This is a genomic window from Chelativorans sp. Marseille-P2723 (assembly GCF_902809845.1).
GTDB lineage: Bacteria > Pseudomonadota > Alphaproteobacteria > Rhizobiales > Rhizobiaceae > Chelativorans.
On the sequence record NZ_CADDWI010000009.1, the window covers coordinates 222,149 to 243,471 of the forward strand.

The 21,323-nt window shown below is 59.2% G+C and carries 16 protein-coding genes; 4 read left to right on the forward strand and 12 right to left on the reverse strand.

Annotated elements, in window-relative coordinates; all coding sequences use genetic code 11:
- Nucleotides 1–26: 26 nt before the first annotated feature.
- The 7 genes from HUS57_RS08410 to HUS57_RS08440 form a co-directional block, all read right to left on the reverse strand.
- Nucleotides 27–1,532, reverse strand: a complete 1,506-nt coding sequence (locus HUS57_RS08410) for a tripartite tricarboxylate transporter permease (RefSeq protein WP_173932686.1) — start codon at nt 1,530–1,532, stop codon at nt 27–29.
- 6 nt (nt 1,533–1,538) lie between these two features.
- Nucleotides 1,539–2,000, reverse strand: coding sequence for a tripartite tricarboxylate transporter TctB family protein (locus tag HUS57_RS08415; protein WP_173932688.1), 462 nt, complete (start codon nt 1,998–2,000; stop codon nt 1,539–1,541).
- Between the two features lie 125 nt (nt 2,001–2,125).
- Nucleotides 2,126–3,079, reverse strand: coding sequence for a tripartite tricarboxylate transporter substrate binding protein (locus HUS57_RS08420; protein WP_173932690.1), 954 nt, complete (start codon nt 3,077–3,079; stop codon nt 2,126–2,128).
- Nucleotides 3,080–3,215: 136 nt separating this feature from the next.
- A complete protein-coding gene (locus HUS57_RS08425; RefSeq protein ID WP_173932692.1) occupies nt 3,216–3,866 on the reverse strand; it encodes an aldolase in 651 nt (216 codons plus the stop codon).
- On the reverse strand, nt 3,863–5,200 hold the full coding sequence (otnK, locus tag HUS57_RS08430; RefSeq protein ID WP_348640562.1) for a 3-oxo-tetronate kinase: 1,338 nt from the start codon (nt 5,198–5,200) through the stop codon (nt 3,863–3,865). Before otnK ends, HUS57_RS08425 begins: the two co-directional genes overlap by 4 nt.
- A gap of 22 nt (nt 5,201–5,222) precedes the next feature.
- Complete coding sequence (locus tag HUS57_RS08435; protein ID WP_173932694.1) at nt 5,223–6,152, reverse strand: hypothetical protein; 930 nt, start codon at nt 6,150–6,152, stop codon at nt 5,223–5,225.
- Between the two features lie 32 nt (nt 6,153–6,184).
- Nucleotides 6,185–6,646: a nuclear transport factor 2 family protein gene (locus tag HUS57_RS08440; RefSeq protein WP_173932696.1), complete on the reverse strand. Its 462-nt coding sequence runs from the start codon at nt 6,644–6,646 to the stop codon at nt 6,185–6,187.
- A 219-nt stretch (nt 6,647–6,865) separates the two neighbouring features.
- On the opposite strand from HUS57_RS08440, the gene HUS57_RS08445 reads away from it, so the two are divergent.
- Nucleotides 6,866–7,669, forward strand: a complete 804-nt coding sequence (locus HUS57_RS08445; RefSeq protein WP_173932698.1) for an amidohydrolase family protein — start codon at nt 6,866–6,868, stop codon at nt 7,667–7,669.
- Nucleotides 7,670–7,672: 3 nt separating this feature from the next.
- Here HUS57_RS08445 and HUS57_RS08450 read toward each other — a convergent pair whose 3' ends face one another.
- A complete protein-coding gene (locus HUS57_RS08450) occupies nt 7,673–8,626 on the reverse strand; it encodes a 3-hydroxyacyl-CoA dehydrogenase (protein WP_173932700.1) in 954 nt (317 codons plus the stop codon).
- A 220-nt stretch (nt 8,627–8,846) separates the two neighbouring features.
- Here HUS57_RS08450 and HUS57_RS08455 point away from each other — a divergent pair, with 220 nt between their 5' ends.
- Together HUS57_RS08455 and HUS57_RS08460 are read left to right on the forward strand one after the other, a co-directional pair.
- The gene (locus HUS57_RS08455) at nt 8,847–9,860 is read left to right on the forward strand and encodes an alpha/beta hydrolase (protein WP_246727802.1); all 1,014 of its coding nucleotides are present in this window, start codon (nt 8,847–8,849) and stop codon (nt 9,858–9,860) included.
- A 55-nt stretch (nt 9,861–9,915) separates the two neighbouring features.
- Nucleotides 9,916–10,773, forward strand: a complete 858-nt coding sequence (locus HUS57_RS08460; protein WP_173932702.1) for an oxidoreductase — start codon at nt 9,916–9,918, stop codon at nt 10,771–10,773.
- Nucleotides 10,774–10,825: 52 nt separating this feature from the next.
- Here HUS57_RS08460 and denD read toward each other — a convergent pair whose 3' ends face one another.
- Entirely contained in the window at nt 10,826–11,809 is a 984-nt protein-coding gene (denD, locus tag HUS57_RS08465; protein ID WP_173932704.1) for a D-erythronate dehydrogenase, read from the reverse strand.
- 383 nt (nt 11,810–12,192) lie between these two features.
- Between denD and HUS57_RS08470 the strand changes: the two genes are divergently transcribed.
- Nucleotides 12,193–12,984, forward strand: a complete 792-nt coding sequence (locus tag HUS57_RS08470; protein ID WP_173932706.1) for an outer membrane protein — start codon at nt 12,193–12,195, stop codon at nt 12,982–12,984.
- Between the two features lie 122 nt (nt 12,985–13,106).
- Here HUS57_RS08470 and HUS57_RS08475 read toward each other — a convergent pair whose 3' ends face one another.
- From HUS57_RS08475 to HUS57_RS08485, 3 genes are all read right to left on the reverse strand, one after another.
- Nucleotides 13,107–13,409 carry a hypothetical protein gene (locus tag HUS57_RS08475; RefSeq protein ID WP_173932708.1) on the reverse strand — a complete coding sequence of 101 codons (303 nt, stop codon included), beginning with the start codon at nt 13,407–13,409 and terminating at the stop codon, nt 13,107–13,109.
- Between the two features lie 378 nt (nt 13,410–13,787).
- On the reverse strand, nt 13,788–14,426 hold the full coding sequence (locus HUS57_RS08480) for an invasion associated locus B family protein (RefSeq protein ID WP_173932710.1): 639 nt from the start codon (nt 14,424–14,426) through the stop codon (nt 13,788–13,790).
- Nucleotides 14,427–14,561: 135 nt separating this feature from the next.
- Complete coding sequence (locus HUS57_RS08485) at nt 14,562–21,134, reverse strand: autotransporter domain-containing protein (protein ID WP_173932712.1); 6,573 nt, start codon at nt 21,132–21,134, stop codon at nt 14,562–14,564.
- Between the last annotated feature and the right edge of the window lie 189 nt (nt 21,135–21,323).

Consider the following 21,323-nt stretch of genomic DNA (forward strand, 5'->3'; position numbering starts at 1 on the left):
GCTCGTCAGCCTCCTCCGTGGCTTGATCAATCCTCCTCGACAAAGATTTGTTCACGCGACTGCCGAACCATCGGCAGCACGATGATGACGAGCAGCACTGCCGCCACGATCAGAAGACCGGCGCTGATCGGGCGTGTGAAGAACACGCTGGCATCACCGCCTGTAATTAACATCGTGCGGCGCAATTGATGCTCAAAAAGAGGCCCCAGAACGAAGCCCAGGATGAACGGTGCCCATTCAAGATCGAACTTGGTCAGGGCATAGGCCAAGAGCCCCGCAAACATCGTCATGTAGACATTGAACGGCGCGTTGGAAACGCTGTAGACGCCGATGCAGCACAACCCGATGATGATCGGGTAAAGCAACCGGTAAGGCACCTGCAGCAGCTTCACCCAGATACCGATCAGCGGCAGGTTCAGCACCAGAAGCATGGCGTTGCCGATCCACATAGATGCGATCAGGCCCCAAAACAGGGCGGGATCGCGTGAAATGACGTTCGGGCCCGGCGTAATGCCGTGAATGGTCAGCGCACCGATCATCAACGCCATGATCGGGCTTGCCGGCAGGCCGAGCGACAACATGGGAATGAACGAGGTCTGTGCGGCGGCGTTGTTGGCAGATTCCGGTGCCGCTACGCCCTCGATCGCGCCATGGCCGAATTCGGCCGAGTTGGGCGAGACCTTCTTCTCGATATTGTAGCTGACAAAGGCGGATAGAAGCGCCCCTCCACCCGGGAGAATGCCCAGGAACCCGCCAATGCCGGTACCGCGCAGGATTGGTCCGGCAATCCTGCGCCAGTCATCACGGGTGGGCATCAAGCTGGTGATCCTGCCGACAAGTGGACGGCTGCTTGTACCGCTCTCCAGATTGCGCAGGATTTCCGCAAAGCCGAAAATTCCGACCGCGAGCGCCACGAAATCAATGCCATCCATCAATGGGAGCATCCCAAAGGTGAAGCGCTGCTGGCTCGAATAGATATCCACACCGGTGAGGCCAAGAAGCAGGCCACAGCAGATCATGCCGATCGCCTTGACGACTGAACCGGAAGCAAGCGCGATCGAGGAAACAAGGCCGACGACCATCAGCGCGCAATATTCTGCCGGCCCGAAGCTGAGCGCAACGGCGGTGAGCGGGACGGCCACCACGGCGATGAGCATTGTCGTAACCGTTCCGGCAAAGAACGAGCCGATGGCGGCGACCGCCAGCGCCGGCCCTGCCCTGCCCCTCCGGGCCATTTGATAACCATCGATCATGGTTACGGTGGAAGAGGCCTCGCCCGGAAGGTTGACCAGGATCGCCGTGGTCGAACCGCCATATTGCGCCCCGTAGAAAATGCCGGACAGCATGATGAGCGAGGTCACGGGCGACATGCCGAAGGTCAGCGGCAGCAGCATGGAAATCGTCGCCAGCGGACCGATTCCAGGCAGAATGCCGATAACCGTGCCCAGCAGCACGCCGAGGAAACAGAAGGCGAGGTTCATCGGCAGCGACGCAACCGAAAAACCAAGCATCAGGTGGTCAAGCATTTCCATTGCGGTCTATCCCGTCAGCCAAGTGCCGAAGACAGGGATGGCGAGGCGCACCCCATAGATGAATACTCCGACACAGAGTGCCGCGACGGCCAGCGCCAGCATCAGCGCTTCACGAGGCCGGGTTTCAGGACTGGCAAGGGCGCAGGCGAAGGTGACGGCAGCAACGGCTGGGGCAAAACCGATCTGGCGAATGAAGGCCCCGAAGAAGACGACAGCGGCCGTGATCGTGAAAATGCCGCGCCATGCGATCCTCCCTTCCAGACGCGCGCGCGAATTTGCGAACAGGCCGCGCCCGACCAGAAAGATTCCAAGGACCGCCAGGATCGTGCAGAGGATCAAGGGGAAATAGGCCGGCCCCATGCTCGTAATCGTGCCAATGGGCAGCGTCTTCATTGCGGTGCCGCCATAGATGGCCGCAACGGCAATAAACGTTGCACCGGCACCTACATCCTTGGAATTGATGAACATCCCGCCTCCCGCAGATCCTGCGCCATGACCGCAAGGGGAGCCTCCCTGGCCTGTTTAGGCCACCTTCCATTTCAGCATGGACGGCGGCGCCCTTGACGTGCATTCTGCAATGCCCTGACCTTCAGTCACGGCTTGAGCATGGCATTGTAGAACTCCGACAGTTCCCTTGCGAGCCGCGCGTTGCCCTCGGCGCCCAGATTCAACCCCTCGTTCTTGAAAGCCTCCATTTGTTTAACGTAGGATTCAGCCTTCACGCCCTCGTCGATGGCCTGTTCAAGGCAGGTGGCAATTTCAGGCTGCAGACCCTTCGGCGTTATGAAGATGGTATGGGAAATGAGCGGCTGCGCCTTCGATCCCTGCTCCTCCAACGTACCGACGTCAGGCGCATATGGCACGCGGCGATCGATGATCGAGGTGATGAGCTTCATCTTGCCGGCTTCGATCTGCTCTACATGAAGCGTGCCCTGCGTGGTCGCGTCGACATGGCCGCCAAGCGCGCTGGTGAGCGCCTCTGCTGCGCCCGCGCCGGGGATTGCCACGAGCTCGACATCGAACTCCTCGGCAAGCTGCTTGATCAGGATCTCCTGGTTGATGCCTGCCACCGCCACAGTTGCGCGACCCTTCTGGCGGGCAAGCTCTACCAGCTCCTGAAGATCGTCAAACGGCGCGTCAGACAGCGCGACAAGTCCGAGCCAGGTCTGCATGCCCGAGCCAAGATAATCGAAGTCGGCCCAACTATAGCCGACGTCGCTGATCGCCGGGTTGATCGCGATGGCATCGGTACCGGTTGCGCCGATAATATACCCGTCCGCGGGCTGGGTCTTCAGCCATGCGGCTGCGTTCGCGCCGCCGGCCCCCGGGCGATTCTCGACCACGATCGTCCAGCCCTGCTGCTGCTCGATCGCCGTTGCCAGCGCTCGGGCGATGGTGTCGGTTCCGCCGCCCGCGCCAAAGCTCACTACCATGGTGATCGGCTTTGAAGGAAAATCGGCGGGGCATTCCGCCGCCAAGGGCGATGTAGTCGACAGGAGCGTAGCCGAAAGGGCTGCCCCCAGCATGCCTAACGTTATCCGTATCATATAGTCCTCCCATTTCGAGATATCTTGCGTCCCTGTGCGGCGCTCCTCTCCGCTACATTATCAATTCCCCTCCTCCTGCCGGCTTTATACTGCCCGTATTTCGGGGTCCGAAATAGGGAGCGTTGAACAATCAGGGCTAATCCCACTCCACATCGAAATGATCCACTACATCGCGGATCTGGGACGGGGTAAGTAAGCGCGGATTGGCGCCGCGCAACAACAGGGTGAGGCGGGCTGTCTCCTCCAGCTCCTCGATAGCATAAACAGCGGCCTCAAGCTCGCGAGCGGCAACGACAGGGCCATGATTGGCGAGCAGGACCGCCGAACGCCGGCCAGCAAGGCGGCGGACGGCCTGACCCATTTCCGGATCGCCTGGGCGGTAATAAGGCAGCAATACCACCTTGCCCAGACGCATGATCGAGTAGGCGGTTAGCGGCGGCAGGGCGTTATCGGGATCGACCTCCGGAAGCATAGACAAGGCGACGGAGTGCGTGGAATGCAAATGCACGACCGCGCCCGCTTTTGCGCCTCGTGTTTCGTAAAAGGCTTCGTGCAGCGGCATCTCCTTTGTCGGGGGCGAGCCCTCCAATAACGCGCCGTTGGTATCGAAAAGGCTCAGTTCGGCCGGGTCCAGAGCGCCGAGCGAGACTCCGGTCGGCGTCACCAGCAGTCCCCCATCGGGCGTACGGACGGAGATGTTGCCGGAAGCCCCGTTGGTAAGGCCGCGCTCGAACAAAGAGCGGCCATAAAGGCATATGGCCTCGCGCAGTTTCGTCAATGTATTCATGACCGGCCAAGAACCTCCGCGGCTCGCTCGAAAAAATCCTCTCCGCCGAAATTCCCCGACTTGAGCGCCAGTACCAGTTCCCGGCCACTTGCTGCAAGCGCAGGCACACCAGGTGCGATTTCCGGCCCGATCTCCAGCACGTCGATTTTCAGCGCCTCCACTATGGCCCCTGACGTCTCACCGCCAGCGCAGACGATGCGTGCGACCCCGGCATCGACAAGATGGTCTGCGGTTTTGGCAAGAAAGCTCTCGATCGCGGAGGCAAGGCGCTCCTTTCCGTAGCGTTCCTGCGCCGCAGTAACCTCTTCCGGGTCTGCGGACGAATATATGAGCGGAATGCCGTCACGATACCGCAACGCCCATTCAGCTACTCCCGCCGGCACGATCGCGCCCGCCATGACTGCATCCACGGTGATCTCCAGGGCGGGGTGCTTCTTGCGATGATGTTCGACCTGCGCCCTGGTAGCCCTTGAGCAGGAACCGGAAATGATGGCGCAAAGACCTTCCCGGCCCAGCCATTCCGTCATTTTCCTGCTAATAGCGCCCGTGCTGCGAAAGTTGGCCGGCAGTTGCAGCGCGATCCCGGAGCCGCCAGTCAGAAGCGGAAGATCCGCTGCGGCCGCTCCAATCTCCACAAGGTCCTCGTCGCGAATCGTGTCGATCACAAGAAATCTTGCACCCGCTTCGCGCTGGTGCTGAAGCGCGGCACGGATCTCGCCGCGCCCCTTCAGAACAGACGCTGCCGGTATATGGCCGATCCGCGATCTGCTTTGAAGCGCCAGCCAGCGGCGGATATCGGCATCCGTCATCGGGGTGAGCGGATGATGCTCCATTCCGCATTCATTAAGCAGTTTGTCGCCGACGAAGAGATGTCCGGCATAAACGGAACGACCAAGCGAAGGATAGGCCGGACAAACGAGAACCGGGTCTGCATCAAGAGCGTCCGCCAGCGCATCGGCTACCGGACCGATATTGCCTTCGGCGGTGGAGTCGAAAGTGGAGCAGTATTTGAACAGGAACTGCGTGCAGCCCTGTTGGCGTAGCCAGTTTAATGCCGCCAGTGAACGCTCCACGGCTTGGTTGGCAGGCACCGTGCGTGTCTTGAGGGCAACGATGCCTGCCTCGACTGAAGGATGGGCCGGCCTTGTCGGCAGTCCGCAATATTGCGCAGTACGCATTCCACCTTTGGCAAGAGTGTTCGCCAGGTCCGATGAACCCGTAAAATCGTCCCCAATGCAGCCAAGAAGCATAGCACCCTCCGCTACAGCGGCTTGTGTTCCGGACACGCCGGGAATTCCGTCACCGGCCAAATTATCGTTCTTCCTGAAAGCCATTCCGGCTTCCGGGAAGGAGCGTTCAGGCGGGTTTTTGCCAGCTCAGCAGAGTTCCGCCCGTTTTCACCGCACGGTCGCTGGCATTGGCTGGCAGGGGGTATTCATCCTCGTTGAGGACGAACCCCTTCTTGCTGGCGAAATCGAGCCGGGGCGGACAGAAGATGTCATAGAGGGATGATTCCGGCCCATCCGGGCCGATATCGCGGCTCGTATGGATCGCGCGGGCCGGAATGATGATCACCGATGGCGTGTCTATCTCTTCATGATCGTCCGGCCACCATTCATCGAGATCGGAACCCCAATTGTAACGGGTGTGATGGATCCAGCGGCCATTAAGGCACAGCGAAGCCTGCTCGAAATCGTCATGCCAATGCGGGCTGAGCGCCTTGGTATCGCGCCGCGTATGATAATGCGCGAAGATGTTCACGAGCATGTTCGTTGAACGGAAAACACGCGGCTGAATACGCTCTCCGCCCGGCGTTGCATATTGCGCCAGCGGATAGTGCCGCAACCTGTAGCCGTCATACGGCTCGGGCCAAAGGTCTGGCGGTGCCAGTTCGGGTGCGCCGTCAGCATAGGCTTCGACGTTGGACGCCTTTGCCATGATGTCTTCGGACCCCTTCGAGAAAATCCGCGCGATAACGCCCTTCGAGGTGGCGACGATGCGGCTCGCCCCCGGTGGAACAATCGTCAGTGAATCGCTGCCCGCCTCGATTCTTTCGCTGCCGGCCTCAATTGTGGCCGTGGTGCCGTCCGGCGGCAGTATGACCATGTATTCTTCCGGATTGTCCTCGCGAGCCAGCACCGCTCCCGGTTCTACCTCGGAATAGCAGACAGCAAAGTTGCCGCCACGGGTTATCCAGGTCCTGGCCTTGCGGTCCGCCGAGACCTCCTGCGGCGGCACAGTGCGGAAGACGGTTTTGGTTGCCTTGCGGGCCGATACCTCACTCACTGCTCTCTCCATTCTGCCGGCACCTTGCCGGCTTACTCGTCGTCCAGATTAGGGTTGGTGGCCGGCGTGCCGCCCTCGAACCAGCATTCGAACTTGCGCGACGTCAGAAGCCAGCCTTGCTGCGGATCGCGCACCAGATGGTCGGTCATGTATGCGATCTGTATGGGGGGATGTGTGGGCAGAACCGGAACGCCGTCGGCGGCATACAGCATCAGAAACCAGTGGCACCTGGCTTTGTCAGGTCCTTCCGGAAACGCCTGGAAATTGTGGACGCTGTGAACGACAGTGCGCGCGCCGCGATCCTCGCGCCACTTGTAGAAGGCGCGTATCTTCTCGCGCCCGGCATAGGACGCGGCAGTGCCGATAAAAAGACCATCCGGCGTATAGTATTCTGGCGCGTTGCGACCCCAGTTCGTGTCAACGTCGTGCCAATAGTCTATGGTCAGTGCATGCAGCTTTTGCGTCAGCGCAAGCCGTTCGTCCGAAATATCCATTGCCATACTCCCTTCCGCGGCGCTGTCGCGGCGCCGCCTGTAAACTTGTTAATCCAGAGAGATGCTTTCGGCGATGCGATAAATGCCGTAATGCCAGACAAAGAACCTTGATTTCATTGTAAGAAATTGTTGTTTAAACACTCTGGAATATTGGCGGACATGCTGATGGTTCTGTCCGTCCGGACCTTGATCATGAAGGGTTCTGCGGGAGGAGATAACTTGTCATCAACGCACGCGCCACTCATCGACTCGCACCTTCATATCTGGACGCGCGACATGCCGCTCACGGCCACTGCCTGGCATACGCCGCCGACAAATGCCCCGGCAGAAGGCTGCATAAGGACGCTTGACGAACATGGCGTAGTTCTGGCCGTCATCGCCGCCGCGAGCATTCATGGAGACTATTACGACTATGTTTGCCGCACCCTGCGCGCTCACCGCCGTTTCAGGGCGACTGCTGTCCTGCGGCCGACGACGGACCTTTTCCAGATGGAACGCATGCGCGAGGAAGGCTTTGTCGGTGTCCGCCTCATGTTCTCGCTCAGCGACGAGGTGCCGGATATCACGTCACCGGAGTACAAAGTCTTTTTCCGCCGTGTTGCCGATCTTGGTTGGCATGTGCATCTGGTCGACAAGCCGGATCGCATTGCCGCCTCCATCGCCGCGGTCGAACGGTCAGGACCGCGTCTGGTAATAGACCATATGGGGCATCTGCAAACCCCCGAAGGTCGGAACCATGAAGGCTTCAAGGCGATACTGGCTGCGATCGAACGCGGCAGGACCTGGGCGAAGATCTCTGGGCGGTTCCGTTTCATCCCCAAGGAGTCGGCAGACCAGTATGCACTGGACTTGCTCCGGGTCGGCGGCGGCGACCGAATTCTTTGGGGCAGCGACTGGCCCTTTGCGGCGTATGAAGGGCAGGTAACTTACAAGAGCGTGCTGGACGACTATTATTACCTGGTTCCCGACATTGCGATGCAGCGCAAGATAGACGAAACCGGTCTGCGCTTTTATTTTGGATGAGCATCAGTTCTCGTCCGACCTTTCCTGCGCGCGAAGATGCCCTACCAATGCGGCAAGCCGCCTATCGCGCCAGCGGGTACGTGCCGGTATCCCATCAAGAGGGAGCGCCTGCCTGCGTTCCTCGGATACCCTGCGGATGAGATCAGCAGACCAGCTTCGCGGCTGGGTGCGTGACAGCGCGATACCATGATAGAGCGGCGCAAGGCGCTCGGCATAATCCGCCAAGCCGCCCGGCGCGTTGAGGTCGATTGTCTCGAACGGACCCATGAAAGCCCAGCGAAGACCAAGTCCATGGGCTACTGTCGCATCGATATCTTGGATGCTCGCGTAACCTTCCTCATACAGCGCCCACGCTTCGTTGAGCAAGGCGCCTTGCAGCCGGTTGAGAATGAAGCCGTCAATCTCCCGCTTTACTTCCACCGGTACTTTGCCAATGGCGGCCAGCGCACGCCGGACCGTCGGCACGGCATCGGGCGCAGTCCATGGCGCCGGAACAAGTTCGACGACTGGCGCCAGATGCGGCGGATTTACGGGGTGGGAGATCAGGAAACGTTCACGGTTCGGCGCGTCCTGCGTGAAGGCTGAAGCAGGAATACCCGAACTTGAGCTGCCAACAATTGCCTGCGATGAAATCAGCGCCCCGATCCGGCGTGCAACTTCTGCCTTGACCTCCACCCGCTCGAACACGCTTTCCTGTACATAGTCAGCACCGTCCAGTGCATTTTCCAGCGTATGGCAAATGCGCAAGCGGCTGAACGCGTCCTGCGTGTTTTTCGCCAGTCCTGCCTTCTCCAGATCATCCAGCATTACATGCAGCCGGGAAGGAAGACTTTGCCGGGTCTCGGCGCGTTCGTCGTAAAGCGTGACTTCCGAGCCCGCGAGCGCGAACTGCACGGCCCATCCACAACCGACAAGACCAGCGCCGGCAATCGCGACATGCTCGAAAGTTTCCTTCATTCTGCTGTTCCTCCCAAGGTGATCACGTCAGCAATTACGTCGGCGTGAACGCCATCACGATGAGGATCAGCGGGATTTTCAGGCTGCGAAACTGGCTGACCTGGCCAAATTGCCTTACCGCCAATTTCAAGCGCCGAAATTCCGCAGCCAGGCGCTCCCGGGGCAGGCGATTCAGGCTATTCTGCAAAGCGAAGTCTTATGAACGTCAGGGAGGAAAATAGTGGGGATCGTCCGCAGGGATTTCAGCATCAAGACAGTGGACGGCGTGAACATCGCCATTCGCAGCGTGCGCCTGGAAGGTGCCGGCGTCCAGCCGAAGGTGCCGATGATCCTCATGCATGGAACGCGCATTCCGGGTATCAGCGAGTTCGACCTGCCGGTGCCAAACGGCTCATTAGCGGAAGATCTCGCCCGCAAGGGACATGTCTGCTACATCCCCGACGCCCGAGGCTTTGGCAAGTCCGATCGTCCGCCGGAAATGGACCAGCCCCGCACCCAGGGCAAACCAATCATTCGCTCCCTGGAGATCAGCCGTGACATCGACGCGGCGGTCAACGCGTTGCGAGCAGAGACCGGCGCCAGCAAGGTTGGCATCTTCGGCTGGGGCACGGGCGGCACGTTGGCCATCATCTATGCCGCCTTGTGGCCGGAGAAGGTCGAGAACATCATCCTATACAATACGCTTTACGGCGGCGGCGGCGATCATCCTGAAATCGGGCGGAATTCGTTCTGGGACGATCCAGAGCAGCCTGGATACTTCAACCAGAAGAAATACGGGAATTACTACTACAACAAGGTGGATATGCTGCGGAAAGGGTGGGACAATCAGATACCGATCGAGAACAAGGACGAGTGGCGGGATCCCGCCATCCTGGCTGCATTCGAGCAGGCACTGATTGAGGGAGACCCCACCACGCTGGAGCGCGATCCTCCGTCCTACAGGAGCCCTAACGGGATGCTGGAGGACAGCTACTATATGGGGCTCGGGCACAAGCTGGTGCATGGCAGCCAAGTCTACTGCCGCGTGATGGTGATTAATCCTGAATATGATTTGTGGTGCCGCGACGAGGACGTGGAGGCTATGCGCAGAGACATGGTTCACGTTCCCGAGTTTCACGTCTACGCTCCGCGCAATACCACGCATTACGTGTTGCTTGACCGGCCGGAGCGCGGCCGCACAGCGCTTCTGCGGGAGATGGACGATTATCTTGCCCGGTCGAGTGGCTGGAACTGATCTCTGGCCCGCGCGGATCAGATCAGCGAAACGCCGATAGAGAAAAGGTCGCAACATGCCCACATGGTTCATTACAGGATGCTCTACCGGTTTCGGCCGTGAGCTTGCAAAAGCCGTGCTGAAGCGCGGCTGGAACGCCGCAGTCACGGCGCGCGACCCGGCGGCAATCACAGATATTGTGGCGGATCATCCGGAAAGGGCGCTTTCAGCGGCGCTGGACGTGACCGACAAGAGCCAGATCATAGCAGCGGTGAACGCGGCGCAACGCAGGTTCGGAAGAATCGACGTGCTCGTCAACAATGCCGGCTACGGCTATCGCTCCGCTTTGGAAGAAAGCGATGAGGAGGAAATCCACCGCCTTTTCGATACCAATGTGTTCGGACTCATCGAAGTGACTCGTGCCGTACTGCCCTTGATGCGACGGCAGCGCAGTGGGCACATCGTCAATATCTCTTCCGTTGCCGGGCGGGTGGCCAACCCCGGCTCCTCCCTCTACGCAGCCTCTAAATTCGCGGTTAACGGGCTTTCGAAAGGCCTTGCCCAGGAGGTGCGGCCGCTCGGGATCAAGGTCACGATTGTCGAGCCGTCCGCGTTCCGCACCGACTTTGCCGGACGTTCAATCCGCGACACGTCGCGGCCGATGGGGGACTATGCCGCAACAGCCGGTAAGCAGCGCGCCATGAGCGCTGCGCGCCAAGGCAAGCAAGCGGGCGATCCTGCGCGCGCAGCCGATGCAATCATCGAAGCGGTTGAACAGAAAGAGCCGCCCCTGCATCTGCTGCTGGGCGCAAACGCGGTCGAGCGTGTCCGGGCCGAGCTTGAGGAGCGGGCGGCAGAGCTGGCGGCATGGGAAGACGTTTCGCGGGGCGCGGATTTCCCTGAGCAGACGCTCAACGACAGCGAGAGCGGCTAGCGTCCGGGATGAACAAGGCCGCCACCGGATGAACATGGACAGGGTCGAACTCTCAGCCCGGTGCATGCTCTTCCAGATAAGCCTCGACAATCTTTCTGAAGGAAGCGTCGGGCCTGAAGCCAAGCTGCAACGCCCGTTGGGCATCGAAGGCCTTCGGCCATGTGGTGATGATCGCCTCAATGGCAGGATCGGGCTCGTGGCGGATCAGCTTGACGGCGTCCTCGCCCGCGACCCTGCGCAATGCCTCTATTTCCTCTGCTACCGTTGCCGAAACTCCGGGCATCGTCAGGTTGCGACGCTCTTCCAGTGCTGCGCTGTTCACTTCGGCTGCATGTATCATGAAGCCGACGGCTGCGCGGGGGCTTGCAAACCAATGCCGCACGGATAGTCCGACAGGAAGCGTGGCGGGCAGACCGGCAAGCGGTTCGCGCAATATGGCCGAAAAGAAGCTGGATGCAGCGGCATTCGGCGCGCCTGGGCGGATGCAGATGGTCGGCAGCCTTATGCCGATACCATCGAAGAAGCCCTTCCTGCTGTAATCGGCCAGAAGCAGTTCGCAGATCGCCTTCTGCGTTCCGTAACTGGAGCGCGGAGTCAGCGCATAGTCGTCGTCGATAATGTCGGGCAGCGGGGATCCAAACACCGCCAGCGATGAAGTGAACACGACACGCGGGCAGTAGCCATCCTCCTCGTGTGCCTTACGTATCGCTTCGAAGAGATGGCGGGTAGCGTCCAGGTTGACCCGGTACCCCTTGTCGAAATCTCTCTCCGCCTCGCCGGATACGACGGCGGCTAGGCAAAAGATCACATCCGGCCGGGAGGCTACCAGCCCGCTGGCTGTTTGCGGCGCTTCGAAGTTTCCGGTTTCCCTGTCGACCCGCACAGCAGCTCCCGCTTTCGGCAATCGAACCGACACCTGGTCAAACAGGGTCAGGCGCGAAAGCTCCTTGCCGGAAATCCGACGCTGGGCGAGAAGCTGACGGGCAAGGGTGCTGCCAAGCATGCCCGCCGCGCCGATTATGAGACAGTGAACCATTGTTTTGCCTATTCCAGAAGGTGACCGGTAAAGGGTGTCAGCATCCCTTTCCTTGCAGCTCATATCTCTTTTGGGCGGGGGCCGGCAGCCGTTTGAGCAACTGGTTCATTGTCCGAAAATTCCGCTAACGGGCAAACCTTAAGACGAGGGTGAAACACGCCCATTGTCAGGGGCCGTATGCGCCAGCCGGGACGCGCCGTGAGGGAAGGGAACAGGTAAACAATCATTAACCTCACATCGCACCCAACGGTTTTTTAAGGACTGCAGGTTCTGGTCTCTTTTGGAGAGAAAAGTTAAACTGCAGCTGATTCTCGTCCATTCTTTGATTTTCATAAGTAAACAGTGGGAGACATCCCAAAACACATATACTCTCAGGAGATATTATGACCTCATTACCGGATACCTTGAAGGATGCATTTCACCGAGCCGCGCACAGTGGGCCGAAAAGGTTGGGAAGGCGCCTTCTCATCGTTGCGGCTGCCGGTTCCTTCGGCGGGGCTGCCTTGGCGGCCGACCCGGTCGTATTTGAAGCGCCCCCTGTTCCCCCGCTTGTCGTCCTGCCGCCGGTTTCGACCAGCTACAGTTGGTCAGGCGTCTATATGGGGCTGGAAGCTGGCTATAGCTGGGGAAAATCCGACAATTCCTTCGTGCCGGATACGAACGGTGACACCTATATGGTCAAGCTCGACCCTGATGGGTGGATAGGTAGCCTTTATGCGGGATACAACCACCATATGGAAAATAATGCAGTCATCGGCATTGAAGCCGATTTCACGCTATCCGAGATGTCCTCGAAGGGCATAGTGGGGACCATCAACTCAATACCCCTTGAAGACTATGAGTGGCGTTCAGATCTCGATTGGGCGGTGTCGGCGCGAGCGCGGGTGGGTTATGCTTTCGACCGCTTCCTCCCATTCATCACAGCAGGCTATGCGGGCGCCAAATATGAGGTGAAGGAAACCATGGGGCTTTCTTCCTTCAAGCACTTTGGCACGTATGATGGGTGGACGGTAGGCGCTGGCATCGAATACGCGGCCACCGACAATATCATCGTGCGTGGCCAGTATCGCTATACCGATTTTGGCGACATTGACTTGCTGGAGGATTTCTTCGTCGCGAGCACCATCGACCTCAAATCCCATGACCTGCGCGTGGGCGCCGCGTTGAAGTTCTGATTATTTATCTTGCCTTCCGCGCCTGGATCACCCCGGCGCGGAAGGAAGTATATAGAAGGCGAAGCAAAATGCCTGGAGCGCGTGCAGCTTCGGCAACGGGCTCAAAGCTTAACGCGCCAATCTCATTTTTGCGCACGGCCGGAACGGGTAAGAATTGCAGTCCCTACGGCGGAGCTTGACAAGCCGCCGGCTTCGGCCACCAGCCTGAGAGCCGCACGGGCTCCGTGGACGGCGTCGCGCGGCATCCTGAAAGTTACTATTAGGCCGAGCTTGGCCCTGCCGAGAAGACTGACGCTGCTGCCGGGCAGAAGCTCCACCTCTCCAGGATCAGCCAAACCATTGCGATTCTGATCGGCGATAATTGCCACATCGAAAAGATCGGCATCGTCATCGGAAAGCTGGTCCAGCAATATGACGAGCTGCACCGGAGTTTCCCTCTTGTTGCGTATAAGGAAGGGGAACTGTCCCTTAGAACCCGGTGGAAGATAGACAGTCCGGTGCGGAATCACTTCAAAGTCGACTGGCTTCTTCCGGGCATTTGTTCCTGTTTTTGTATCAATGGAATGGGGAAACAGGGCCATCAGGCCGAATGCTGCAAGACATGCGCTGACACTGGCCGCGATCCTGCCTGTTCTTCCACGTTGGTTTCTACACGCGGCGCCATCTCCCAAAATGCGATGCCTTCGAGGCGGTTGTAGTAGGACGCGATACTGCAGATGAAAGACAATGACGAGCGCTTTGCCGCGCAGCAGCGACCGACATGTTCCCGGCGTTAGCGACCCCGATGAGGTCAGACGCATACGCTAGTTTGTGAGAACAGCAATGCGGTCTCGCGCAGCCGAAAACCCCGCGAGAGAGATGGTAAATGAAAGTGCTTCTCCAGCGTCCGAGAGAGCGTTTACCTGCAAACTATCCACCTTTCCAAGGACATTGCTGGTAGCCTCGTCGAAGGCCACATCCACAAAGCAGCCGGAAGGGAGGCAGGTGCGAAATGCCTCGTGCATCGAGAATGACTCCTCATCTGCCTCAAGCGCAACACCGCTCTTCAGCGCCAATCCAAACGGCAGGACAAGTGCTCCGGCAAGTTTGTCCCCCTCGCGCCTCAATTCAAAAGCAAGGATCCGCTGACGGCTGTTCGGGTCAACTTGTTGCTGGACCATGACACAACGCCTGGTCTCTCCATGAGCATCGCAAACCACCTGCCAATCCTGAAAACTCTCCTGGATCGAGGTCGCACCGCCCGGGAAGGTGGCGGCAGGTGCGGCGGTGGATTGTTCCGCATCCGCGCTCTTAATCGAACTGGCTTGTGCCGCGTAGATCGCATTTGCACCCGTGACAGCGTCATCGCTTCTGGAAACCAGTGTAGGGACGATCAGGGCTGCCAGCGCCGCACCTGAAAGAAGAGCGCCCCCTCCAAGCAAGGAGCGGATAAGCGGCCTCATGAGACCACTCCCGCGCAAAACAGCTTGACCGAAGTTGAACATAGGCTTTGTCTCCAGGAAATCTCTCTCAATTTCGCGGTATCAATTGCAGGCCTGCGATGGTGATTGATATCGCTATCCTGCCAAACGGCTGGGCTAGAACTTCCAGTTCATGTTGCCATGCACCCCGTGGAGAGCCAGGCCGCGTTCGAACATGCCCGCATAGGAAAGGCCAAGTTCCAGATCTGCACTCACCAGCGCATCGACACCCAATTCCAATAGCCACACATCGCGTGCCTGCTGCGGCCCGTAGACAGTGAAGGTGCTGCTTCCCGCAAAGCTATGGGTTGCCGCGAGAACCTGGTCTTCGAACGAATGACGCCACGCACCCATTGCGCGTGCCCTTAGATCCATTTTCTCAAGCTCGAAAACGCTCGATGCCCGCAGCCCAAGAGTTCCGTACAACGCATCGAGCTGTCCACCGGCGCCATGAAGAGCAGCAGCGCGCCCCACTTCGGTATATCCCTCTCCATCGAGATTGACATATGCGAGCGCGCCAAAGGGTTCAGCCTTTAGACGAGAGACTTCGAATGTGTAGCCCAGATCTCCGTATATCTGTGCGGTGCCTGCAGCGTATTCGGACGAAAGGAAATCGGTGTAGCCCGGAAAACTGACATTGCGCTCAATCTGAAGGGCGTGGTGGGTATAGTCGGCGCCAAGCCGCAGCCCAAGACCGCCCCAGTCAAGACCACCATAAGCGCCAATGTGGAAGTTGTGACTCTTCGCCGACGAGTTCCGATCCTCCACATCGAACGTGGAGTGGGTATAGCCACCGACCAAACCGATGCGAAGCAGCTTGCTGAGAGGTAGGTCCGCACCGACGAGCATCCCGCCTTTAAGATGGTCGAGCTGCATGGCATTGCCATCGCCCTTCAGCTCGCCCCAGGCGCCGTAGGCCTGGGTCCAAAGGGCAAGCCAATCGGCTTCATCCGCATCCAGCCACACTGGCATCGGGGTGGGATCCTTAATGTCGATCCCAGCTTGGTAGACAAGCACCTTCTGCGCCTTGCTTTTATCGCCAAAAGCGGCGCGCAACCGGTTCGTGGTGGCAGCACGGAGGAAGCGGCTCTCATCCAGTAACGCTCCACGGGTGGACGCATGGATCTCACCAGATATTTGATCAAAAGCGTTCCGTGCCTCTTCATCGGTCTGTAAGTAGGCGATCGCCCGGAAAAGCTCGTTGATAGGATAGCTGGTGCCTGGTTCGCGCGGGTCCTTCAACTCCTGCGCGGCATCTGCCGCTGCACCTTGATTTGGGGTCCATGCAGCTTCGCTGAAGTCCCTTTGCTGGCCGACAACAAGATAGACGTTATTCTCATCATACTGGTCCTCGATACCATAAAAGGTGGAAACCCAGGTATCACCGGCAAGTTCATATTCGCCCGTAAGACCACCCGCTGCAGCGAGAACCGCATAGCGGTGTTCGAGTGCATAGAAGGCCGGATCGAGCTTGCTGATATTGAGAATGGAACCGGCCTCGATGGTCGCGCTGCCGGATACGTCAATAAGATCTGCGGCTCCGGTCGACAACAGTTCCACCTGGTAGGTGGAGCCAGCATATTGGGTAAGATCGCCAGCAATGTTGAAGGTGCCTATGGAAGGACCGGGGGAGATGGTGCCGCCATTATAGACGAAGGTGTCGCCCACCGTTCCCGTACCGGCCACGGTCCCCCCGTCATTGACATGTATCTGGCCGCCCAAAATGGCGCCAGTGGCAAGCTGAAGAGTACCGTCGTTGACATCAGTCCGGCCGGCAAAGCTGGAATTGTCGGCCGTCAGTATCGTCTTGCCCGAACCGTTATGCTCGATATGACCGGTACCGCTGATTTCCGAGTGGAACTCCTTTTCGTCGGAGCGATCGAAGATCAGCGTGCCGTCCGTCTCGATGTCCACGCGAGAGGTGTTGTCGATGGAGCCTCCAGTGCCGCCGTCGCCAAGCTGCAGCTTACCCCTGAAGATCCTTGTCTCGCCCGTATAGGTGTTCTCACCTGTCAGTATTGTCTTTTCCGTCCCGATCTGATGGACGTCGCCAGTTCCACTGATGCCTTTGGAGTAGACGTAGTCATTGGACCGGTTGAACTCGACCAGCCCATCATTGACGATATCTACGATCACCTCACCCGTCGTGCCATCGCCAGGTTTCTTGCCGCCCATATGGCCGATACGCAGTGTTCCGTTCTCCTCTACCGTCAGTTTGCCGGCGGCCAGAGTACCGTTTATCACAAGGGTGCCGCCCTGAACGGTGGCTGCGCCGGTATAGCCGGAAGAATCGCCATCGAACACGGTGAAACCTTCATAGTGATTGACTGCGCTGTTCTCTAGGCTGCCTCCCACAAGGCCGGCAATGAAGCGATAATCGTCGGCTGCATCGTCCGAATGCTTGAAGTTGATCGTCCCGCTTCCTTCGCCGAACTGAACCCACTCGGCTTCCAGCGTTCCCGCCTTGCGGGCGGCAGAACTGGTGTCCGACAAGCCATGCTCGGCAAGGTAATCCTCAACGTCCTCGTGGATTTGATAATCCTCACCGACCGGTGACATCGCGCCAATATTGAGGATACCCGTCGATCCCTGCTGAGCAGCAATCAGAACCGCGCCCTTGCTGTTGTCGACAGCGACAACGCCGTCTTCGTTGATGACGAGGACAGCATGAGCGCCCTCCTTCCTTGCGATCGTCAGCGACTCCCGGTTATCCCAAGTGCTGTCAGTCCCGGTAATGACGGCATAAGCTTTTGAATCTTCTTCGTTCGCCATCACCGCCACTGTGTTGTCGACCTTGCCTCCGCGGTCAACGACCAGATAACCCTCACCACGGTAGCCAAGGTCGAGGCGACCTCCATTGTGCATCGAAGCCTTGTTACTGGTAACGATAATGCCGACACCGGTTGTATCCTTGGCGACCGTCACGTCGCCATCGGTCTGCGTGTAACCGAAATCCCGGGTTCTATACCAGGCATACCCCTGATCAGCGAGAACCATGCTGTCACGGTTTACGATCTCACCGCCGATATTTTCCACATGCGCGCGGGAGTTCGCTCCCTCGGCGACCATGACACGACCGTCTGTTTCCATAAAACCCCGCGTGTTGGGGTCGGCACCGTTTACAGTAAGATAGACCTCACCATACTGCTCGATGGTAAGGGTATCGTGGTTCAGCATTCGGCCTAAAACTTCAACGGTGACCTCGGCCTCGCCAGTCGAACCGACACCCATCGCCACCCGGCCATCCGTTTCAACAAGGCCGTTGGCATGGATATGAAGCACGGCCTTACCATTTTCGCCTAATGTAAGGGAGTCGCCATTAGACATCGTGCCGTGGACATTGACTTCAGCGCTGCTCGTTGCGCCGGTCCCCATGGACACCGCACCATCGGTTGTGACTGAGGAGTTTGCGTTGATGTCCAGCCTTCCCTTGCCATTTTCGGCCACAGTCAGGGTGTCATGATTGGTCATGTGACCATGCAGATTGACGATGCCCTCCCCCGTCGCTCCGGCTCCCAGCACCACGGCTCCCTGCGTCTCAATCCTGCGCAAATCCGCGGCAGTGCCTATGTTCAGCGTGCCGAAGCCGTCACCCCCTACTGTAAGCGTATCGCCATTGGTCATGTCGCCGCCCGTCAGGGTGACTACGCTCGTGCTCGTTTCGCCGGCGGCAATCGTAACCGCACCCGTGGTCGAGATATCACCACCAGCAACCGTTAGCGTAGCATCGCCATCTCCGCCTACAGTCAGCGTTCCTCCGGTCCACATGTCGCCATCAGTGAGCGTTACATAGCTCGTGCTCGTCTCTCCGGCGGCAATCGTCACGTTGCCGCCGGTCGTAATGTGGCCCTCGGTTACGGTCAGCGTTGCATCGCCGTCGCCGCCGACCATGAGATCGCGCGTGGTGTCGAGATTCCCGCCTCCCGTGATCGATACGGCGCTTGTGCCGGTTTCCCCCAGCGCAATTGCCATGTTTCCCAGGGTAAGAACTCCGCCACCATCAGTCACTGTCAGCACTGCGTCACCGTGATGCCCGACGACCAAATCCTTTCCGGTGATCATGTGGCCGCCGTCACTCAGCGTGACACTGCTCTCGCTCGTCTCCCCATGAGCGATCACCGCATTGTCAGCGGTGAGGATGCTGCCGCCGCCGCTTACCGATAATGTCGCATCACCATCATGACCCACCACCAGATCCATGCCAGTGCTCAGGTCGCCGCCACCGCCCAGCGTAACACTGCTTTCGCTCGTTGACCCATGAGCGATCACGGCATTGCCAGCGGTGAGGATGCTGCCGCCGCCGCTAACCTCTAATGTCGCATCACCATCATGACCCACCACCAGATCCATGCCAGTGCTCAGGTCGCCGCCGTCGCCCAACGTGACACTGCTCTCGCTCGTCTCCCCATGAGCGATCACCGCATTGCCGTCCGTGAGGATGCTGCCGCCGCCGCTAACCTCTAATGTCGCATTACCATCATGACCCACCACCAGATCCATGCCAGTGCTCAGGTCGCCGCCGTCGCCCAACGTGACACTGCTCTCGCTCGTCTCCCCATGAGCGATGACCGCATTGCCGTCCGTGAGGATGCTGCCGCCGCCGCTCACCACGAGCGTGGCATCGCCTCCGCCACCGACTATCATGTCGGCGCCCGTGGTTACATCGCCGTTCGTTACACTGACATGACCTTCGCTCGGCTCATTGGCAGCAACGATTACATTGCCAGACGTATCAAGCTTGCCGTTGTGGATGATGAGGGAACCACTGCCACCGCCTCCCACCGCAAGGTCAGCTCCGGTGATCATGTCACCGTTCCACACGTCCACCACTCCTTGGCTGCCATGGCCGCTTGCAATCGCCACACTGCCTGCGGTGGTGATCAGATCCGCGCGCGCCCCACCGGCTTGCCCGACCGACAGCTCGCCTGTTCCGTCGCCGCCGACGATAAGATTGCCCTGGCTCGTGGTCATCGTGCCTCGCACATGCACGGAACCGTAACCCGTCTCACCGCTGCCGATGGCAGCCGTTTCGGTCGTTGTAAGGGTTCCCTCGACGGTAAGTGCACCTGACCCGTCACCGCCAACGGTGAGCGTGTCGCCGGTTACCATATTGCCGCCCACGGAAACCGAGCCATCGCCGGTATCGCGAAGTCCGATGGCGACCGCGCCGGTCGTGCTCACATTGCCATCGACAGAAAGCGCTCCGAGCCTCGCTCCACCTACTACCAGGCTGCCACCGCTGGTCATGCTCCCGCCGATCGTGACCGTTCCGGAAGCAGTTTCACCGCTGCCGATACTCACATCACCTGTGGTATTCACGCCCCCGCTCACCCGGAGCACTCCCGTGCCGTCGCCGCCAACCGTAAGCGAGTTGCCGTTCGTCATGCTGCCCGTAATCGAAACGGTGCCATGACCTGTCTCGGCAAGACCGATCGAGACAGCCTCGTCAGTACTCACATCGCCATTCACCGTGAGCGAGCCGGTGCCCGCTCCACCTACAGTGAGGGTACTTCCATTGGTCATATTTCCGGCTACGATGTTGACGGTTCCGGCACTGCTGCTTCCAAGTCCGATCGAAACTGCGCCGGTCGTACTGATATTCGATCCAGCAGTCGTGTTGATCGTGCCGCTGCCGTGCTCCCCCACCGTCAAGCTGCCCGTCGTACTCAGATCCGCTCCGCCATTGAGGGTGATGACGCCAGCCACGCCGGAGCCTCGACCAACGGCAGTATCGCCACGAACGGTGATGTTGCTTCCGGTGGTCAGTGTTCCATTGGCAAATTCGCCCGCTACCAGATCCTGACCAACGGTCAAAGCGCTCGATCCGTTACTGAAATCGCTGGCGCCATCCCGGCCGATGACAAGGCTGCCGTCAATGTTTGATATCGTACCAGTGTTCTGGAAAGACCCGTTGCCCACGACGAGGGAGCCACCCACGCCCAGCGTACCGCTATTGGTGTAGGTGCCGCGTGCCGCGGCTGTGGAACCGATGACCAAATTGCCGGTGCCCACATTCATTGTACCGCTGTTGGTGAAGGTGGATGTTCCGGCAACCCCCACCGTGACATGGCCGCCGTTAACGACGACGCTACCACTATTCGTAAAGGTGCCTGTTGCTGCCACCCCCAGCGTGACGCTGCCCGACGCAACGGTGAGCGCACTGCCCGCATTGTTCGTGAAGGTCCCCTTACCGCTGGAGCCAACGATCACACTTCCGCTTTGGACGGTAACCGTACCCTGCCCATTGTTGAGCACACCTTCTCCGGTGGAACCAACAACCAGATCCTGCGCAACGTCCAATCGGCCGCCGCTAATGTTCAGCCAACCCTGGCCAAACGATCCTGAAAGGGCGCGATCTCCAGAAAACCCGATATAGAGGCTCCTTGCCTGAGCGGTAAAACCACCGGAGATCAGCACCTGATCATAGCGCTGCGGCCGGGCAATGATGATTCCCGTACTTGGCGTCATGAAGAATTGATCCGTGGCCAGGCCGATATTGACGTCATGAGACATCGTGGGAAAGCCGCCGTTCGGATCCCAGTTAGAGAGGTTACTCCAAAGATTGTCGCCAAAGATCTGGACGCCGGTGGAGGCCGTGAAGGAACTCCCTCCCGCCCACCCAGTGGTCTCGGCCACAGCCGGCGATATGCCTGCAGCAGCCAGTGCGATCAGCGAAGCTGTCAATCTCAAGAACCGCTCTGTCCTCATGAGATCCTCAATTCAAGTTCGAAGTATGCGATCGCTCAAAGGCATGCCCGAAGCCTTGCAACAGAAGCCGCATCAGACCGCTGCCGTCCGGGCAGGTTCCCAGCGGGAAATGCTGTAGGCGCGAGGCGCAATATTGCAGGCCAGATTTCAATCGCGATGGACTCGGGAAAG